General features: G+C 47.7%; 13 protein-coding genes. 9 read left to right on the top strand and 4 right to left on the bottom strand.

All coding sequences use genetic code 11. The annotated features are described in order from the left end of the window. Nucleotides 1-483 precede the first annotated feature (483 nt). The 9 genes from sdhC to HHX48_RS02395 all read left to right on the top strand — a co-directional run bounded on the left by sdhC (nucleotide 484) and on the right by HHX48_RS02395 (nucleotide 13,729). The gene (gene sdhC / locus HHX48_RS02435; RefSeq protein ID WP_139756328.1) at nucleotides 484-858 is read left to right on the top strand and encodes a succinate dehydrogenase, cytochrome b556 subunit; all 375 of its coding nucleotides are present in this window, start codon (nucleotides 484-486) and stop codon (nucleotides 856-858) included. Then, a complete protein-coding gene (gene sdhD, locus HHX48_RS02430) occupies nucleotides 852-1,199 on the top strand; it encodes a succinate dehydrogenase, hydrophobic membrane anchor protein (RefSeq protein WP_191022039.1) in 348 nt (115 codons plus the stop codon). The genes sdhC and sdhD overlap by 7 nt, the downstream gene beginning before the upstream one ends. Before the next feature lies 1 nt (nucleotide 1,200). Next, nucleotides 1,201-2,973 (top strand): succinate dehydrogenase flavoprotein subunit, encoded by a 1,773-nt coding sequence (gene sdhA / locus HHX48_RS02425; protein WP_191022038.1) that lies wholly within the window; start codon nucleotides 1,201-1,203, stop codon nucleotides 2,971-2,973. 15 nt (nucleotides 2,974-2,988) lie between these two features. Further along, a complete protein-coding gene (locus HHX48_RS02420; protein ID WP_191022037.1) occupies nucleotides 2,989-3,699 on the top strand; it encodes a succinate dehydrogenase iron-sulfur subunit in 711 nt (236 codons plus the stop codon). Nucleotides 3,700-3,870: 171 nt separating this feature from the next. Continuing rightward, nucleotides 3,871-6,690 (top strand): 2-oxoglutarate dehydrogenase E1 component, encoded by a 2,820-nt coding sequence (locus HHX48_RS02415; protein ID WP_191022036.1) that lies wholly within the window; start codon nucleotides 3,871-3,873, stop codon nucleotides 6,688-6,690. A 9-nt stretch (nucleotides 6,691-6,699) separates the two neighbouring features. Next, nucleotides 6,700-8,265 carry a 2-oxoglutarate dehydrogenase complex dihydrolipoyllysine-residue succinyltransferase gene (odhB, locus tag HHX48_RS02410; RefSeq protein WP_191022035.1) on the top strand — a complete coding sequence of 522 codons (1,566 nt, stop codon included), beginning with the start codon at nucleotides 6,700-6,702 and terminating at the stop codon, nucleotides 8,263-8,265. A 159-nt stretch (nucleotides 8,266-8,424) separates the two neighbouring features. Beyond that, on the top strand, nucleotides 8,425-9,591 hold the full coding sequence (sucC, locus tag HHX48_RS02405) for an ADP-forming succinate--CoA ligase subunit beta (RefSeq protein ID WP_139756322.1): 1,167 nt from the start codon (nucleotides 8,425-8,427) through the stop codon (nucleotides 9,589-9,591). Further along, a complete protein-coding gene (gene sucD / locus HHX48_RS02400; RefSeq protein ID WP_191022034.1) occupies nucleotides 9,591-10,463 on the top strand; it encodes a succinate--CoA ligase subunit alpha in 873 nt (290 codons plus the stop codon). The genes sucC and sucD overlap by 1 nt, the downstream gene beginning before the upstream one ends. Nucleotides 10,464-10,891: 428 nt before the next feature. Continuing rightward, nucleotides 10,892-13,729 carry a TonB-dependent receptor gene (locus HHX48_RS02395; RefSeq protein ID WP_191022033.1) on the top strand — a complete coding sequence of 946 codons (2,838 nt, stop codon included), beginning with the start codon at nucleotides 10,892-10,894 and terminating at the stop codon, nucleotides 13,727-13,729. 442 nt (nucleotides 13,730-14,171) lie between these two features. On the opposite strand, the gene HHX48_RS02390 is transcribed toward HHX48_RS02395, so the two are convergent. From HHX48_RS02390 to hutI, 4 genes are all read right to left on the bottom strand, one after another. Further along, a complete protein-coding gene (locus HHX48_RS02390; RefSeq protein WP_223857965.1) occupies nucleotides 14,172-17,030 on the bottom strand; it encodes a glycoside hydrolase family 16 protein in 2,859 nt (952 codons plus the stop codon). A gap of 1 nt (nucleotide 17,031) precedes the next feature. Then, entirely contained in the window at nucleotides 17,032-17,697 is a 666-nt protein-coding gene (locus HHX48_RS02385; protein ID WP_191022032.1) for a hypothetical protein, read from the bottom strand. A 137-nt stretch (nucleotides 17,698-17,834) separates the two neighbouring features. After that, nucleotides 17,835-18,776, bottom strand: a complete 942-nt coding sequence (gene hutG, locus HHX48_RS02380; protein ID WP_191022031.1) for a formimidoylglutamase — start codon at nucleotides 18,774-18,776, stop codon at nucleotides 17,835-17,837. Continuing rightward, nucleotides 18,766-19,974, bottom strand: coding sequence for an imidazolonepropionase (hutI, locus tag HHX48_RS02375; RefSeq protein ID WP_191022030.1), 1,209 nt, complete (start codon nucleotides 19,972-19,974; stop codon nucleotides 18,766-18,768). The genes hutG and hutI overlap by 11 nt, the downstream gene beginning before the upstream one ends. Nucleotides 19,975-20,020 lie beyond the last annotated feature (46 nt).

The following is a 20,020-nucleotide window of genomic DNA, read 5'->3' as shown; positions in this document are numbered from 1 at the left end:
ACATCGATTAAAAAAACTTCACAGCCAAATATTGCCCAACACAATAATATATACGGTGATATGCAAATTAGTATTCCGACTTTTGACGAGCGAAGCAGTTCGCGGTCTCAATCTGTTGGCAACTCGCGCCACTGTGCTGCGTGATATTTGAACAGGTGCTTTTTTCAGTCAACGACGGGCCAGGTTTATACTATGCCCAGCGATGATTCTGATCATAATCTGTCCAAGTTGCATATCCATGACAGCTATCTAAGACCATGGTGTGATAGCGGCACAAAAAATTGTAATTATACAGTGCGGTAGATATACTCATGCGTGCTTGATTTAGGGAAGGTTTTTCTGCCTATTTCAGGCAACGACACGTTCACAAATTGTTAACATCTCATTGGAAGAGACAATTAACAGAAATAAACTGAATCGCTTAGTCAGGACATAAAAACAACGAGTGATTCATAGTCCCTACGGATATAACAGGCATACATTGTGAAAAAGCAAAGACCAGTAAATTTAGAGCTCAATACCATTAAATTTCCTCCTTCTGCTATTTCGTCAATTCTTCACCGTATCACCGGCGTCGCGATGTTCTTCGCATTGCTGTTTGTAATTTGGGCATGGGCGGTATCTGTATCGTCGCCTGAAGGGTTCGAACAGGTACAGGGCCTTATGGCTGGTGTCTTAGGTAAAGTAGTTGCGATTGGCACCTTATCAGCATTGACCTACCACATTCTTGGCGGCTTACGTCATATGGTTATGGACATGGGATATTGGGAAGAATTGGAATCAGGTAATTTAAGTGCAAAGGCAATCATTGCATTGTGGATTATTCTGACCATCGTATTGGGAGTAGTACTATGGTAACGAATCAGGCAAGCGTTAAACGTAATGGTGTACAGGATTACGTATCGTTACGTACCACCGCAGTTATTATTTTTGCGTTTACACTCGTCATGGCGTGGTTTTTTATCACCACAGACAGCATCACGTTTGTAGAGTGGCGTGGACTGTTTTCTGGTCTGGCGATGAAGGTGTTTACAATGGCGGCGCTGGTATCAGTTATGATCCACGTTCGCATCGGCTTGTGGCAGGTTCTTACCGACTACATTAAATCAGTCAAAGTGCGCGGTCTGTTGCAATGGATTCTCAACCTTATTGCATTTGCGTATGTTTTAGTTGGCCTGTTCGTTCTGTGGGGTGTGTAATATGAGTTTACCAGTACATGAATTTGACGCCATCGTAATTGGCGCCGGCGGTGCAGGTATGCGTGCTGCACTGCAAATTTCGCAATCAGGTAAGTCCTGTGCGCTTTTGTCGAAAGTTTTTCCAACGCGTTCGCATACAGTGTCTGCCCAGGGCGGTATTACCGTAGCGCTGGGCAATTCCCATGAAGACAATTGGGAATGGCACATGTATGACACAGTAAAAGGTTCTGATTACATTGGTGACCAGGATGCTATCGAATACATGTGTGAGACAGGCCCTAAAGCCATTCTTGAGATGGAAAACATGGGCTTGCCATTTTCACGTTTCGAAAATGGAAAAGTTTATCAGCGCCCATTCGGTGGTCAGTCCAAAAACTTTGGTGGTGAGCAAGCAGCACGTACTGCAGCAGCAGCAGATCGTACTGGTCACGCGTTACTGCATTTGCTTTACCAGCAAAATGTAAAAAACAAAACAAAAGTTTTCAGTGAATGGTACGCCCTGGACCTGGTTAAAAACCAGGATGGCGATGTTGTTGGTTGTACTGCCATCGATATCGAAACCGGACAGGTTGTTTATTTCAAATCCCGTGCAGTAGTACTTGCAACGGGTGGCGCAGGCCGTATTTTCGCCTCTACCACTAACGCTCACATCAATACTGGTGACGGCGTCGGTATGGCACTACGTGCAGGCGTTTCCATGCAAGATATGGAAATGTGGCAGTTCCACCCAACAGGGATTGCTGGCGCTGGTACGCTGGTGACCGAAGGGTGCCGCGGTGAAGGTGGCTATCTGCTTAATAAAGATGGCGAGCGTTTCATGGAGCGTTATGCACCAAACGCAAAAGATTTGGCCGGACGTGATGTTGTGGCGCGCTCAATGATGACCGAGATTCGTGAGGGACGTGGTTGTGATGGCCCTTGGGGGACTCATATCAAGTTGAAACTGGATCATTTAGGCAAAGACGTTCTTGAATCGAGATTACCGGGTATACTTGAGTTGTCTCGAACATTTGCGCACGTCGATCCAGTTAAAGAGCCGATTCCGGTAATCCCAACCTGTCACTACATGATGGGTGGTATCCCGACGAATGTTCATGGTCAGGCATTGCGTGTTGATGAAAATGGCAAGGATCAGGTTGTTAAAGGCTTATTTGCCTGTGGTGAGATTGCCTGTGTATCTGTTCATGGTGCAAATCGACTGGGCGGTAACTCGTTGCTTGATTTGGTTGTGTTTGGCCGCGCTACCGGTCTTCACCTTGGTGAGACGTTAAGCGAAATGGGACCAAGCCGTGATGCCAGCGAATCAGATTTAGATGCAGCGATGTCTCGTTTTAACCGTTGGGAAAACTCCGATAAAGGTAAAGGCGAAGATCCTGTTCAGATTAAAAAGGACATGCAGGAATGCATGCAGCTTAATTTCTCTGTATTCCGCGAAGGTGATGCAATGGCCGATGGCCTGAAAGAGTTGCGTGAAATCCGCGAACGCCTGCAAAACGCCCGACTGGATGATAAGAGCATGGACTTCAATACGCAGCGTATTGAGTGTCTTGAATTAGACAATTTAATGGAAACCGCGTACAGCACAGCAGTAGCAGCAAACTTCCGTACAGAAAGTCGTGGCGCGCACAGCCGTTTCGATCATCCGGATCGTGACGATGAAAACTGGCTTTGCCACACTATCTATCGTCCGGAAGATGAGTCTATGTTGAAGCGCCAGGTGAACATGTCGCCTAAGCTTCGGGAAGCATTCCCGCCAAAAGCGCGCTCATACTAAAAGAGGTTACCCGTTATGAAGCTAGATGTTTCAATTTATCGATACAACCCTGAGGTTGATAACGCGCCGCGTATGCAGGACTATCAACTTGAAGTGGAAGACGGTGTTGATTTAATGGTACTGGATGTGCTGCTCAAACTGAAAGAGCAGGATCCAACATTATCGCTGCGCCGCTCGTGCCGCGAAGGTGTATGTGGCTCGGATGGCGTAAACATGAACGGCAAAAATGGTCTGGCATGTATTACTCCGGTTTCTGCACTAGGTAAAGGTAAAATTGTGGTTCGCCCGCTACCGGGTTTGCCGGTCGTTCGTGACCTTGTGGTTGATATGACACAATTTTATACACAATACGAAAAAGTTAAGCCATTTCTTATTAATGATGCAAAGCAGCCGCCGGCACGCGAGCATCTTCAGTCTCCTGAAGAGCGCGCTAAGCTAGATGGTCTGTATGAATGTATCTTGTGTGCATGTTGTTCGACATCGTGTCCGTCCTTTTGGTGGAACCCGGACAAATTCATCGGCCCGGCAGGTTTGTTGCATGCATATCGGTTCCTGATCGATAGCCGTGACACCGCGACGGAAGAGCGTCTTAACGATTTGGATGATGCATTCAGCGTATTCCGTTGCCATAGCATCATGAATTGTGTCAGCGTTTGTCCGAAAGGTCTGAATCCGACTAAAGCGATTGGTCAGATTAAGTCAATGCTGTTACAGCGGGCTGTTTAGTTATTTTTCTGTAAACTGAAGTTTTACAGAATGTGATGCTCTAAATGGCCATCCGGTTACGGATGGCTATTTTTTTATATACGTGACCTAAATGGTTGGTTCTGTTGCAAATAACAGTCATAATAGCGTCTCGTGTTATTTCAGTTTCTAAAAACGTAGCAAGGCACAAAAATGCAAGAAAGCGAGATGAAAGCGTGGTGGGATTCATCGCACATGGCTGGCGCGAACGCCGCCTATGTCGAAGAATTGTACGAAGCATACCTCGAAGATCCGCAAAGTGTTTCAGATTCCTGGCGACAAGTCTTCGATAGCCTGCCCAAAGTTGAAGGTGCAGAGCTGGAAAAAAATCACTCAGTGATTCGCGACCAGTTTAAAAAGCTAGCCGCATTAGGGCCAACGGCGCGAATGACTATCCCTTCTCAGGAAGGGGCGACGTCCTCTGACGGACGTCAGGTCAAAGTACTTCAATTAATTAATGCCTACCGTTTTCGTGGTCACCAGCACGCCAACCTTGATCCTTTAGGATTGTGGCAACAGCCACGGGTGCGTGATTTGGAGCTGGCTCACCATAATCTGTCTGAAGATGATTTTGATATTCGGTTCAATACAGGTTCTTATGCCTATAATGGCGAGTCGATGTCTCTGGGCGATTTGTTTAAGTCGCTAAACCGCACTTATTGTGGATCTATCGGTGCAGAATATATGCATATCACCGATACCGAACAGAAACGGTGGTTGCAGCAAAAAATTGAGTCCGTACAGGCAAAACCAGAAATCAGTACCGATAAGAAAAAACAAATTCTTAAAGATTTGGTCGCTGCTGATGGTATGGAAAAATACTTAAGCTCCAAATTCCCAGGCGCTAAACGTTTTTCACTGGAAGGCGGTGATGCGTTAATTCCTATGCTTAAGGGATTAATCAGCGAAGCGGGGACCGCAGGAGCCAAAGAAGTTGTAGTGGGCATGGCGCACCGTGGCCGCTTAAACGTTCTTGTTAATGTACTGGGCAAAAACCCGTCGGTGCTGTTTGACGAGTTTGCTGGTAAGCACGATGACAGTCTGGGTTCTGGTGATGTTAAGTATCACGCGGGCTATTCGTCAGATTTTGCCACTCCCGGTGGAAATGTTCACCTGGCGCTAGCATTCAACCCCTCTCACCTTGAGATTGTAAACCCTGTGGTAATGGGGTCGGTGCGTGCGCGTCTGGTTCGTCGTAATAATGACTCAAGCAAAGTGTTGCCTATCACCATTCACGGTGATTCGGCGATTGCAGGGCAAGGCGTGGTCCAGGAGACATTTAATATGTCTCAGACCCGTGGTTTTGCGGTCGGCGGAACGGTTCGCATCGTCATTAATAATCAGGTTGGTTTTACAACATCAAAACTGGAAGATACCCGCTCAACGCAATATTGTACTGATATTGCGAAAATGGTGCAGGCGCCGATTTTCCATGTAAACTCTGATGACCCGGAAGCAGTAGCATTTGTCACCAAGCTGGCGCTTGAGTACCGCAATAAGTTCAAGAAAGATGTGGTAATTGATTTGGTCTGTTATCGTCGTCACGGCCATAACGAAGCCGATGAACCTAACGCCACACAGCCTCTGATGTATCAAAAAATCAAGAAGCATCCAGTGCCACGCGTCTTGTACGCGGACCAGCTGATCGCTGAAGGGGTCATTGAGCAGCGTGATGCAGATAAAATGCTCGAAGATTACCGCGCCGCATTGGATCATGGTGCATGCGTTGTTGATGAATGGCGACCTATGACAGAGCATTCTGTTGACTGGTCTCCGTTTATTGGTCATGACTGGGACGTTGAATATGACCATGAGATCAGTATCGACAAGCTTAAAGAACTAAGCGAGAAAATCAGCTCATACCCTGAGGATGTAAAGCTACACTCTCGGGTAAACAAGCTGTATCAGGACCGTAAGGCGATGACCGCCGGTGAAAAGCGTATCGACTGGGGTATGGCAGAAAATCTGGCTTACGCAGATCTTGTGGACAGAGGAACAAGCATTCGTCTGACCGGTCAGGATTCGGGTCGCGGGACTTTCTTTCATCGTCATGCTGTCTTGCATAATCAAACCGATGGCTCAACCTATATGCCGTTACAAAATATTCGTGACGGTCAGGGCGCTATCGAAATTTATGATTCAGTGTTGTCAGAAGAAGCCGTTATGGCCTTTGAATACGGTTTTGCCACAGCGGAGCCAAGCTGTCTGACAATCTGGGAAGCACAATTTGGTGACTTCGCCAACGGCGCACAGGTTGTGTTTGACCAGTTCTTAAGCTCTGGTGAAGCAAAATGGGGCCGGTTGTGTGGATTGACAGTCTTACTGCCTCATGGTTATGAGGGGCAGGGACCGGAACATAGTTCAGCCCGTCTTGAACGTTTTCTGCAAATGTGTGCCGATCACAACTGGCAGGTTTGTGTGCCCTCGACGCCGGCTCAGGTATTTAATATGCTGCGCCGTCAGATGCTACGCCCTATGCGTAAGCCGCTGATTGTTATGTCACCCAAATCATTGCTTCGTCACGCTCAGGCGACCTCATCACTTGAGGAATTAGCGTCCGGCGTATTCCATAATGTTATTGGCGAAATCGATGAACTGGATCCGTCTGATGTGAAGCGTGTTGTGATGTGTTCGGGCAAAGTCTATTACGACTTACTGGATCAGCGTCGCAAAAATGAGCAAACAGACGTTGCCATTATACGTTTGGAGCAGCTTTACCCATTCCCTTCAGAAGAATGTGCTAAAGTAGTGGCCAATTACAGCCACGTGAAAGATTGGGTTTGGTGTCAGGAAGAGCCGCAGAATCAGGGCGCATGGTATAACAGCCAGCACCACTTCTGGGCGACCATTCCTGAAGGCGCCAAGTTATCTTATGCCGGCCGTGAAGCATCGGCTTCACCTGCGGTAGGTTATGTATCAGTCCACAACCAGCAACAAAAAGCTCTGGTTGAAGACGCACTCACGATTAAATAAGGAACAGTGATGACAATAGAGATTAAAGTTCCGGTCTTACCTGAGTCAGTTGCCGATGCCACGATTGCAACCTGGCATGTTAAGCCCGGTGACACGGTAAAACGCGACCAGAACCTGGTTGATATTGAAACAGATAAAGTTGTTTTGGAAGTTGTCGCACCTGCAGACGGCGTCATCAGCGAAATCATCGATGATGAAGGTGAAACTGTTCTGGGTGAGCAGGTTATCGCGAAGCTTGATGAGAACGGCAAAGCTGAAAGCAAAGATGCTGATAGCGAAGAAAAATCTGCGTCATCTGACAGCAGCGACTCATCATCAGATGATGAAAAGTCTTCGGAAAAAACAGAAGCTAAAACAGAAAGTAAAGGTGGCAAAACGAGCGACGTGAAGGTGCCTGTACTGCCTGAGTCTGTGGCGGATGCGACCATTGCGACCTGGCACGTGTCTGTGGGTGAACAGGTAAGCCGTGATCAGAACCTGGTTGATATTGAAACTGACAAGGTTGTTCTGGAAGTCGTGGCGCCTGCCGATGGCTCGGTGTCAGAGATTCTTGCAGAAGAAGGCGCTACTGTTACCGCTGAAGAGGTTATTGCAAAATTCTCTGAAGGTGGTGCATCGCAAAGCTCAGCGCAGGTTGAGGAAGGCTCGACCGATGCCGGTGCAGAGTCAGACAGTGATGCATTGAGTCCGTCTGTTCGTCGTCTGCTTGCCGAAAAAGGCATTAGCGCTTCTGACGTAAAAGGTACGGGTAAAAACGGTAAAATTACCAAAGAAGATGTCGAGAAATATCTGAAATCAGGCAAAAGCGAAGCAAGTAGTGGCGGACAGTCTAAAGCCGAAACGCAATCAGCACCGTCTGAGGCGCCTGCCGGTGAACGCACAGAAAAACGTGTACCAATGACACGTTTGCGTAAGACCATTGCTAATCGTCTTCTTGAAGCGAAAAACTCTACAGCAATGCTGACAACGTTCAACGAAGTTAATATGAAACCTATCATGGAACTTCGTAAGCAGTATCAGGATAGCTTTGAGAAGCGTCATGGTATACGTCTTGGCTTTATGTCATTTTACGTAAAAGCCGTGACCGAAGCCCTCAAGCGCTTCCCCGAAGTAAACGCATCGCTAGATGGTGACGATATCTGTTATCATAACTACTTTGACATCTCTATTGCTGTTTCAACACCTCGAGGCTTGGTGACACCTGTATTGAAAGATACAGATACTCTGGGCATGGCGGGTGTAGAAAAAGGCATCAAAGAGCTGGCAATTAAAGGTCGCGATGGCAAGTTGTCAATGGCAGAGCTTCAGGGTGGTAACTTTACCATCACTAATGGTGGTGTTTTTGGTTCACTGATGTCTACGCCTATCATCAATCCGCCGCAAAGTGCGATACTGGGTATGCATAAAATCCAGGATCGTCCTATGGCGGTCAATGGTAAAGTAGAGATTCTGCCGATGATGTATCTAGCATTATCGTATGACCACCGCATCATCGACGGTAAAGAGTCAGTTGGATTCTTGGTCACAGTGAAAGAAATGCTGGAAGATCCAACACGTCTTCTTTTAGACGTTTAAGACTTTCGTCTCAGTGAATTGTGTGCAGATGCTGCCTGAAGGTATGCTTGGGTCGCATCTGGCACAACGCTGACTACCGAGAATCGCTCGCGTAGTCAGTCAAGTTAATCAAGTCGCTTAAAGCGGCTTTTGTCTTACTAATAATCGGAAAGAAACACCATGAATTTGCATGAATACCAAGGTAAGCAGCTGTTCAAAGAATACGGCTTGCCTGTTTCTGAAGGATACGCTTCTGATACAGCCGACGGCGCTGTAGAAGCTGCAGACCGCATCGGCGGTGAAGAATGGGTTGTAAAATGTCAGGTCCACGCAGGTGGTCGCGGTAAAGCGGGCGGCGTAAAGCTGTTCAAAAGCAAAGATGATATTCGTGCTTTCGCTGAAAACTGGCTGGGCAAGAATCTGGTAACTTTCCAGACTGACGAAAATGGTCAGCCGGTGAGCAAGATTCTGGTTGAGTCTTGTACTGATATTGCAAATGAGTTGTATCTTGGTGCTGTTGTAGACCGTGGCACACGCCGCGTCGTTTTCATGGCGTCTACTGAAGGCGGTGTTGAAATTGAAACCGTTGCAGAAGAAACGCCAGAGAAAATTCTGAAAGCTGAGATTGATCCTATTGTTGGCCCACAGCCTTACCAGGCACGTGAAATGGCGTTCAAACTGGGTCTTGAAGGTGATCAAATCAAACAATTTGTTAAGATCTTCATGGGTCTGGCGAAAATGTTTGAAGAACTTGACGTCGCGCTAATCGAAATTAACCCACTGGTTATCAAGACCGACGGCAATCTGCACTGTCTGGATGCGAAGGTTGGTATCGACGGCAACGCGTTGTATCGTCAGCCTAAAGTAAAAGCAATGCACGATCCTTCACAAGAAGATTCACGTGAGGCGCATGCAGCACAATACGAGCTGAACTATGTAGCATTGGATGGCAATGTAGGTTGTATGGTTAATGGTGCAGGCCTGGCCATGGGAACTATGGACATCGTTAATCTGCATGGCGGCAAGCCAGCTAACTTCTTGGATGTTGGTGGTGGCGCAACCAAAGAGCGTGTTGCAGAAGCATTCAAAATCATCCTGTCTGATGACAATGTTAAAGCCGTTCTGGTTAACATCTTCGGCGGTATCGTTCGTTGCGATATGATTGCAGAAGGTATCATCGGTGCTGTTAAAGAAGTAGGTGTTAAAGTGCCAGTTGTTGTTCGTCTTGAAGGCACCAATGCTGATTTGGGCCGTGACGTTCTTGCGAACTCAGGTCTGGATATTATTGCTGCTGAATCGCTAACCGATGCGGCGCAGAAAGTTGTTGCAGCAGCGGAGGGCAAATAATGTCAGTTTTAATTAATAAAGATACAAAAGTAATCTGCCAGGGTTTTACTGGCGGACAGGGCACGTTCCACTCAGAGCAGGCCATTGCGTACGGTACGCAAATGGTTGGTGGTGTTACACCTGGTAAAGGTGGCACTGAGCACCTGGGTCTGCCTGTATTTAATACAGTGCGTGAAGCAGTAGAGAAAACGGGTGCAACAGCATCTGTAATCTATGTACCAGCGCCTTTCTGTAAAGATTCTATCGTTGAAGCGGCAGACGCTGGCATTGAGCTCATCGTTTGTATCACTGAAGGTATCCCGACGCTGGATATGCTCTACGTGAAAGAGTACGTTGATGCCAAGGGTGTACGCCTTATCGGTCCAAACTGCCCGGGTGTAATCACACCGGGAGAGAGCAAAATCGGCATCATGCCTGGTCACATCCACAAGCCAGGTAAAGTGGGTATCGTATCGCGTTCTGGCACACTGACTTATGAAGCCGTTAAGCAAACCACTGATGAAGGTTTTGGCCAGTCTACGTGTGTTGGTATCGGTGGTGACCCTATTCCGGGTTCAAACTTCATCGACATTCTGAAATTGTTCCAGGACGATCCTCAGACTGAAGCCATTGTCATGATTGGTGAAATTGGTGGTACTGCCGAAGAAGAAGCCGCAGCTTTCATCAAAGAGAATGTGACTAAACCTGTTGTTTCTTACATCGCTGGTGTGACGGCACCTCCGGGTAAGCGCATGGGTCACGCAGGTGCAATCATCGCAGGCGGTAAAGGTACTGCTGACGAGAAATTTGCAGCTCTGGAAGATGCGGGTGTTAAAACCGTTCGCTCACTTGCCGATATCGGTAAAGCATTGCGTGAAGCAACAGGCTGGTAATCAGCCAATCCATCATAAAAGCCCGCTTATTGGCGGGCTTTTTTATGTCCGAAAATCTACCTCTCATTATTACAATCAGTACGATAGCGTCGTTAGTAATAAAAAATGCATATTTTAATCCCCGGTTAACACCTGATCTTCTTCAATCTCCCCGTTAATTAATTTTTAAAATTTGGCATGATCCTTTTGGTCTTAAAAAATAAAAATCCTTAAAATACATAAACTTAAAGTGAGATTGATGAAAATATCATGTAACAAGAGGACTTACTTCTGTTAATCAGATGTATAAATAAAATTATGAATACGTATGCATAATATTGTAGCAGGGAAGGCTTGGGGATAGGATTTATCCTGAAATTTTACATCTTGCCTGCCAGAGAGATAACAATAAGGGCAGGGTTCTGTGGATAGTAATGGGACACCTACAAATGAAACACTTTAAACCAAATATGATTAACGCTGCTCTTATCGCTAGCGGTCTGGGAGCAATCAGTGCTCCGGCCCTTGCTCAGCAAGATGATACTGCGCAGCCAAATGAACCTGCTGTTGAAGTTATCGAAGTTTCTGGTATTCGCGGCAGCCTGCAACGCGCCCAGGCGATTAAGATGGATAACACGTCCATCGTTGAAGCGCTGTCAGCAGAAGATATCGGTAAACTTCCTGACACCAGTATCGCAGAATCTCTGGCACGATTGCCAGGCCTATCAGGTGAGCGTCGCAACGGCCGTACCAGTGGTATTTCTGTACGTGGTTTCAACGAGAACTACGTGGGTACCTCGTTAAACGGCCGCGAGCTGCTAGGTATGGGTGATAACCGTGGTGTTGAGTTCGATCTGTATCCTACCGAGATCATCTCAAATATTCTTGTTTATAAAACGCCTGAAGCGGGTATGACCACGCAAAATATCGGTGGCTCCGTTGATCTGCAAACCGTAAAACCACTGGTTGCAGAGCAAACGTTTACCATCAATGGTACTTATGAACAAAATGCTGAAGATGCCGCTAACCCGGATTTCGACGACAATGGTCACCGTGTTTCAGTCAACTACATCGATCAGTTTGCTGACGATACGCTAGGCGTAGCGTTAACATTTGCGACGATGGAATCTCCGCGACAGGAACAACAGTTCCGCGGTTGGGGCTATCCTAATGCTGAAGCTGGAACAGGCGCTGATGGTCTGGAAGTTCCGGAAGGTACGGCAATCTTAGGCGGGCATGACAGCTTTGCGCGCTCAGCGATGATGGAACGTGATTCTCTGGCTGCTGTGATTCAATGGGCGCCTACTGATAATCTCAACATGCAGTTCGACGCACTTTACATCGATTTTCTTGAAGACGACGCGCGTCGTGGTGTGGAAGAAGGTGGCCCAGTCTGGGGTGGTGTTGATTATACTGTCACTGAAATTCAGGACGGACTGGCCACACGCGCTTACCATAATGGTTTCTTTAGCGTTGTCCGTAACGATGTGCGCCAGCAGGATGCCGAACTCAAAACGTTTGGTTTAAATGTTGAATATCTTTTAAATGACAACTGGAGCATCAACGCGGATATCTCTACCGGTAAAGTTGACAAGACGATTACCGATGTAGAAAGTTATTCTGGTACTGGTCGCGCAGGTACCGAAGGTCGCGTGGCAACAGCGCGTTCCTGGGAAATGACCGGTGATGGCGTGATGTTCTCAGACCATCCGACTATTCCTACAGCTGACTTGACCGATCCGTCACTGATTCGCTTAGCGGGGCCGCAAAGCTGGGGACCTACACTAATTGATGCTGACGGAAATCGTCTTTATTTTGCAGATCAGCAGGATGGGTTTGTTAACGATCCTGTTTTTGAAGAAGAGCTGTCTACTTATCGCTTAAGCACAAAAGGTTTTGTGGAGTGGGGCATGGTGACTGGTATTGAGGTCGGTGCCATATTCTCTGATCGCTCTAAATCTAAGGTTAACCGTGGTGCCTACCTGACGGCGCCGGAGTATCCGAATGACGGAGCTATTCCTGATGTACTGGGTACAGTACCGCTTGATTTTGTTGGTATCGAAGGCGTATTGGCTTATGACTCACTAGGCTTATACAACAGTGGCTATTATAGCGAGTTAGATGCACAAACTGTACAGGCTGACCGTTTAGGTGATACTTACAACGTTGATGAAGAGCTTACCACGCTGTACACCAAACTTGACCTTGATACCGAATTTGATGGTATTTACATCCGCGGTAATGTCGGCTTACAAATTGTTCATGCTGATCAGCAATCTACAGGATTTGCTACGACCTCAGATAGCCTGGGCTTTGTTGAAGCGACACCGGTATCAGGTGGTACAGATTATACTGATATGTTACCAACGTTGAACCTTAGTGCTGAAATTGCAGAAGGCCAGTTTGTACGACTGGGTCTTGCTAAGGTGCTTACACGTCCACGTATGGATGATATGCGCCCTAACAGCCAGGTCACTTTCTCATACAATGATGCGCAGATTTTAAGTGATGATCCGGATAACAGCCCGTGGGGCGCGAGCTCTGGTAACCCAGAACTTAAGCCGTATGAAGCAAATCAAATCGATTTAGCGTATGAAAATTATTTTGCTGATACTGGCTATGTGGCTATTTCCTATTTCTTCAAAGATCTTAAGAACTGGCACAGAAGTAATGCCGTCGCAGCAGACTTTACTGAATTCTATATGCCTGAGATTCATCAAAGTTCTGATGAAACAGGCAACCAGGCGCCCGTTTTATTTGTTGGTGAACGTTCACGCCCGGAAGATGGTTACGAAGGATTCGTTAGAGGTTATGAAATCCAGGGAAGCCTGCCGGCTGATTTGATCCATGAATCGCTTACAGGCTTTGGTATGTTTGCCAGTGCCACATTCCTGGATGGTAAAGCTGACGCCGCTCCGGGTACGACTGAAACGCGTATTCCCGGTTTGTCAGATGAAAACTACAGTTTGACGCTGTATTACGAAAATGCCGGATTCGAATTCCGTGTAGCAGGTACTAAGCGTTCAAGCTATCTGACAGAAACACGTGGTCTGAGCCTTGCGCTGTCTGACTCTACCAACCAGGGCGGGACATTTATTGACGCGCAGATTGGTTATGACTTCAGCGAATCAGGCATCCAGTCTCTGGAAGGCTTGCGAGTTACGCTGCAAGCGCAGAACCTGACTGATGAAGAAGATGTTCAGACTGCTGGTACTGATGCCAGACAGGTAACATTGCATCAGTCCTATGGCGCCAACTACCTGTTAGGGTTTAACTATTCGTTCTAAACGATAATCTCTGTAAAAAAGCCGCAGCTTTCTGCGGCTTTTTTGATCCTGCTACTTATGCATTGATACCACGCTAAGCGCTAGCGACTAAATTTCTGTTTGGCTTTTTATAACTCAGTGACTGTTTTCATTACCTGAGTGAGTTAAGCGGCTATCTATCCACAAACTTAAATATCGTGACGCTGGCTCCTGATTTGCTCATATAACCGGTCTCATACTGTGTCTATGAGTGTTGTAACGATTAATCAGTAGGAGGTGGGCGAATTTCAGCGCGAAGGCAGAACGGATGTTCGTATAGCATTCACAAACAGCTAACGACTCAATAATAAAAAGATAGCTGAAAAGTTTTCTGAAAATGAGTGGATTGTTATGTAAAGAAATGAATAAAAAAAGCCCGGCGGTCATGCCGGGCTTTCGTGCTCTTACTTCATTCGCGTGCCGATTATAACGATAGCCTCAAATCATCTATCTGTAATACAGCACCTGTAGCTTTGTTCCACTCAGGGAACATCATAATAAGATTAATTTTATCCAGAGAAAGCCCCTGTGCAGCCAAATCAGCTAACGAAAAGCTGTATTGTTGCCATTGGCCTGTCTGTGGCGTGGTTCCCTCAAGATTCATCGCTACCGGTACCTGTGCGTAACTACCATCATTACCTTCAACTTTAAGCAGCAGTTCAGCACTGGCATCATCAGGTGCACTGACCATTTTCATTGCAAATGAGAGCACGCCAGATTCTATTGCTGTAGCGTCATGTGCAATGTTCGCCCTGAATCCTGAGACGGTAGGTGCAGGCCCGAAATAGTCAATTTGTGCAACATTGCCACGATCGTTATCAGCAACAATACTCAGGTCAGCATTGGCGCAGCAATCCCACAGTGACCAGCCTTGTGCCATTACCTCATCGAAAACCGTCAACGAATCAGTGATAGTGACAACATTGGGTGTGGGCGTGGATGTGCTTCCTTCACCCGATAACACGATGTTATCCACCTGCATGACTACGCCTTGCTGGTTACCCCAGGCAGGGAAAATAACCAGTGGCGTGTCGACTTGCGTCAGATTAAGAGTCGATCCGGTATTGGCGATAAGATCGGAAATAGCAATATCGTAATGTGTCCAGATTCCTGTCTGTGGTGTCGCTATTGCAAAGTCGCCGGAAGAGCAGGGGTGGCCGCAGTCCATTTTGATGAAAAAGTTCTGCTCTGCACGTGGATCTTCCACGACTTTTAAATCAAACGACAAGGTATCAAAACCACTGAAGTCAATCTTCTGGGTCTGCCCTTCGTTATTAGCGGTTGTCTGAAAATACACGACGGATTCGTTGGTGTTAAAGCTGAACTGCTTCACATTTCCATACGCACCGTCTTCACTCAAAACATCTTCCATTTGCACAGAGCCACTTGCGACATACTGACCCACAGCAAACGGCGGTTGATCGTTCTCATCGTAAACCACCACTTCTGATTTACCGGCCAGATCATACTCATAACGAACATTGTCAACCTGAATCAGCATCGGGCCATTAGCCTCAAGCACAAACGGGTTTAAGACCTGTGCCAGGTCCGCTGTATTACCCGGTGCATAGCGGTTGCCTGCCTCAACCAGCGCAGACACGTCCAGGCTGATTTGCTGCCATTGATCGTCGTTTATTTCTATAGCTACATCGCCAACGGCTGGCCAGCCACTGTCCACTTTGACCAGTAGTTCAGCGCCCTCGGCCTGACTTAATACCCGCAAATCAAACTTCAGCTTACCTAACTGTTCAAAATGCTGCAGATCCAGCGGTGCATCAGCATTGAAAAAGACATTGCCAACATTCCCGACCTGTTCCATTGTGAAGACATCACCGCGGCCTTCAACGGCTTCTGTATAACTGGACACCGTGCCTTCAGGGTTGTAGCTTTGCACCGCCAGCGCATCGTTTAACATATCGTCAAACAACATAAAGACAGGCCCGTTACCCGCTAAAGAATTTTCGCCTGGTAATGGTGGAGGCTCAATACCTGCCGGACGATTCGGGTTGTCACCGATGGTGGCACAGCCCTGACCTGTAGCCGGATTGATAGAGCATTCATAAACCCGAACATAGTCTACTTCCATGGTTTGTGGGAAGACGGATTCATCAATGCCTTTTTCGTTGGTGTTTGCAGCCCATGCCCCACCGACTGCAAGATTCAGCAGTAAGTGAAAGCGTTCGTTAAATGGTGCATCGCCAACACCTGTCTGCCATTGCCCGTTTTCGTCCTGATATTGCGTATACCAGCCATCCTGCGTTTGAGTCGCAAAGTGATAACCATCAACATACCAGCGGATCTCGCCCTGTTCCCACTCAATAGCGTAGTTGTGGAACCCATCAGCAGGGTTTACATCATTGGGAAGGTGATAGTCTGACTCTACATACACATTGCCTGGCCATGTACGACCAAAATGCAAGGTGCCGTATACCCGGTTTTCTGGCGCACCCTGTGCAGCCGGATCATCAGAAGGAGTCTTCAGGTTCACCGCTTCCATGATATCGATTTCACCAGATGCAGCCCAGGTGCCGTATTTGTAATCGCTGGGCAGCATCCAGATGGCCGGCCATGTGCCCTGGCCAAAGGGCAGTTTGGCTCTGATCTCAAAGCGACCGTAAGTCCAGTCGCCCTGATTTAATGTACGCAGGCGCGCGGATGTGTAAGGCAGTGTTGTGACACTGTCTGGGTTGCCTTCCGGATTATCCGGACCGGTAAAGTCTTCGCGCTGCGCTTTGATAACCAGCTTGCCGTCTTCGATATAGGCATTTTCTTCTCGGTCGGTATAACATTGTTGTTCGTTGTTACCGCCGCCCCAGCAATTCTGCTCAAAGTCCCATTTTGTCGTATCGATGGCCGATTCATTGAATTCATCCTGCCACACCAGCGTCCAGTTATTACCCGGCCCGGCGTCTTCCATAAGCGAAACATCCAGGATTAACCGTTTAGGTGCAAACGCCAGATACACAGGTACACGAATACTTTCACCGGGTGCCAGCTTATCATTGTCAACAGGAATAAAGCTGATATCGCCGTCTTGTTCGGCGTTTGTAACCACATGAGTGCTGTTATCAATATTGAGTCTCAGCGGCATGTCCATGACGTCGTTACCGTTATTTGTAATGTTAACAAGTACACTGAACTGTCGGTTGATGCGATCAAAAGCAGCACGACGCTGCTTCACATCCAGCGTTTCATCTGCTGGTTGCCACTGCGCCATGGCAGTGCCCAGCGGCAGATGAGCCAGCCCGGCAACCACAGCAAGTTGAATAAGATGTTTTTTCATTTTAGCACTCCTGCTTATTTGATGTGCGGCGACGAATCAAGCCTAATGCACACAGTAATAGGGGGACGGTTGCGGGGCTGGATACAGCTACTTGTTCGTTAGTAATATCCAGCGAAAAACTGTTCACGGTCAGCCATGCCGGGCTGGCATCAAAATTACTGATAAGCTGTATTTCAAGCGTTAGCATATCCCATTCATTAAGTTCTTCACTTAAGGTAACCTCGCCCTGGTAGGCCATGGGTCCGTCAATATCGGGCTGATTAAACAGGCTTCCGAACTCGCCATCGGCATTGTACAGCTGGCCTGAGCCATCACCGAAGCCGATAGTAAAGTAGTCCGCGGTGAAAGGCGCCTGGCCCTGTAATTCGCTATCGACAGTGAAGTCGTAAGACAGGGTAAGCGGCGTGCTACCAAGAGTTGATGTATCTATACGCTGATAAAGCGTGTTTGCAAATATGTTACTTTGGTCAATGTAAATGCGAGCACTGCAGGTGCCCCCATCTGATAGGATTGTGAAATCACCACTATTTACACTGTTACCGTCTGAATCAGTATTCCATCCGTCAAGGGTACAGGTTCCAAAATCTCCGTTAGTCAGTAATGAGGCATACGCGGGTTGCCATACCGCCGACAGAGCTAGCAAAATTGCTGCTTTGCGCAAGTTCATGTGTATCTCCAAGGTATGTTAGCGCTTACATTATTTGGTGCTCAATAATGCCGGTCATCCCAAAACCGACATTAGAAAATAATGATAGCGCTTACAATTTAACCAGAGAGCAATGTAATGGCAACACAATATTTACATTATTTTGTCATCGCACGGGTAAGTTCAAACGCAATACGCGCTGCGAGCCTGGCGGTCTTATTTTCTTTATCAAAAAAAGGACTCAGCTCTGCTATGTCCGAAAGCGACCATGTGATGGTGTGTTGTCGGCAATATCTGCCCAACCAGCGGATGAGATTAATCACAGTCGCCGCGTCGATGCCAACCGCCGCGGGGGCGCTAACGCCCGGCGCGGCGGAGGCGGGAAATGCATCCATGCATACGGTAACGTAAAGCGTATCAATACGACTTAAAAAAGTGGGTAAAACAGATGTTGCTGTGTTCAGATCAAAATCAATATCCTCCAGCCACAGCGTGTCTGTTTGTCTGGCGTAATCAAACAGTGCCGGTGTATTAGCGGCAACTGAGACTCCCATGCAGCAATAATTAAATGTTCGACTATTGTTTTTACACCATTCACTGATATCTCTGAACGGCGTTCCGGAGGAGGAGTGCGGTGCGGGTTTGCGTAAATCCAGGTGCGCGTCAAAATTAATAATCCCGATTCGTGCCTGTTTGCCCGTGAACTGCTGCAACCCGTGAAAGCTGCCTCTGGCGATATCGTGTCCGCCACCCAGTCCTAGCACGCACTGATGATGGGATAGCAATTCAGTGACACTGTCAGAATAGCGCTGTTGCGTTTGTGGTAAAGTTGATTGCGGGGAGATATCTCCGTGATCGGAAAGTGAGCCTTCAATAACCCAGGGCAATGATGATAGCGACTGGCGTAATGCATTGGGACCACCTCCCGCGCCCGGTCGGCCTTTGTTTAAGACCACCCCTTGATCCACCGGATAGCCAATGAGTGCTATTGTGTCACGTTGCGAATCTGTCGGCGCCACATTGACAACCTGGTGCCAGCGCTGACCTCTCACCCCATCTTCTGTATCGGTGCGACCCTGCCATAATGTTTTATAAGACACGCTTGCCCCCTAACCATTTTGCAGATGGACGAAACCCATTAATTTCGTAAATTAGATCTGCCGGACTATCAATATCCCAAAGGCATAAATCGGCATCGTAGCCAGCGGCCAGCTGGCCTTTTAACGGAAGTGCCAGTGCCCTGGCGGCATTAACAGTGATGCCTCGCAAGGCTTCTTCAATCGTTAAGCCAAATTGAATGCAGGCCATGTTGGCACAGATGAGAATGGAAGAAACCGGTGATGTCCCCGGGTTCATATCAGTGGCAATGGCCATTGGTACCTGATGTGAGCGCAGTGCCTCTACTGGCGGTAGCTTTGTTTCCTTAAGAAAATAGAATGCACCGGGAAGAAGCACTGCCACTGAGCCCGCATCGGCAATGGCGCTGATATCTTCCTCATGCAGATATTCAATGTGATCGACGCTTAATGCCTGAAATTCCGCAGCCAGCCTGGCGCCTTTACTGTCACTGAGTTGCTCAGCGTGAATTTTTACCTGCAAATTGTATCGCTGTGCCGCTTCAAACACCCGTCGGGTTTGCGTCAGTGAAAAGCCCACCGACTCACAGAATACATCCACGGCGCTGGCTAGTTTATGCTGCGCAATGTAGGGCATCATTGTCTGACAGACATAATCGATATAGCCGTCACTGTTGCCCTGATATTCCACAGGCAGGGCGTGTGCACCCAGGTACGTTCGCTGAACATTCACCGGTAAATGGTCGGGCACCCGGGCGGCGACGGTCAGCATTCGTGTCTCGGTATCTTTGTCCAGTCCATAACCGGATTTAATTTCAACAGTGGTTACACCTTCTTCGGTCAGCCTGGCGGTGCGTCGGATTGCGGCATCTAACAGGGCTTGTTCATCAAGCACTCGTGTGGCTGCAACCGTGGACTTTATGCCGCCCCCTTGTTCGTTAATTTGCTGATAGCTGACCCCGCTTAATCGTTGCTGAAATTCGCCGGCGCGGCTGCCGCCATAGACAAGGTGAGTGTGGCAATCAATAAAGCCGGGTAAACACCACATGCCCTGTGCATCTACCGTGTCGGTATGAACAAAATCCTGATGTTGCTGAGGGCCAATACCCAGAATTTTGCTGCCTTGCAGCCACAGCTCGGTGTTTTCTTGAATTGCCAGCGTATCGTTTTTCGCGCCCGTCATGGTGGCCAAATTTACGTTTTTTATCTGCGTTGTCGTCATGAAAGCTCCTGTCACGTCAGCGGAAAAATGAAGCGATAATTCACCT

It is taken from the genome of Salinimonas profundi (genome assembly GCF_014750655.1).
GTDB classification, from domain to species: domain Bacteria; phylum Pseudomonadota; class Gammaproteobacteria; order Enterobacterales; family Alteromonadaceae; genus Alteromonas; species Alteromonas profundi_A.
The sequence above is the reverse complement of the archived record's forward strand: the minus strand, read 5'-3'. Positions and strand labels throughout refer to the sequence as shown.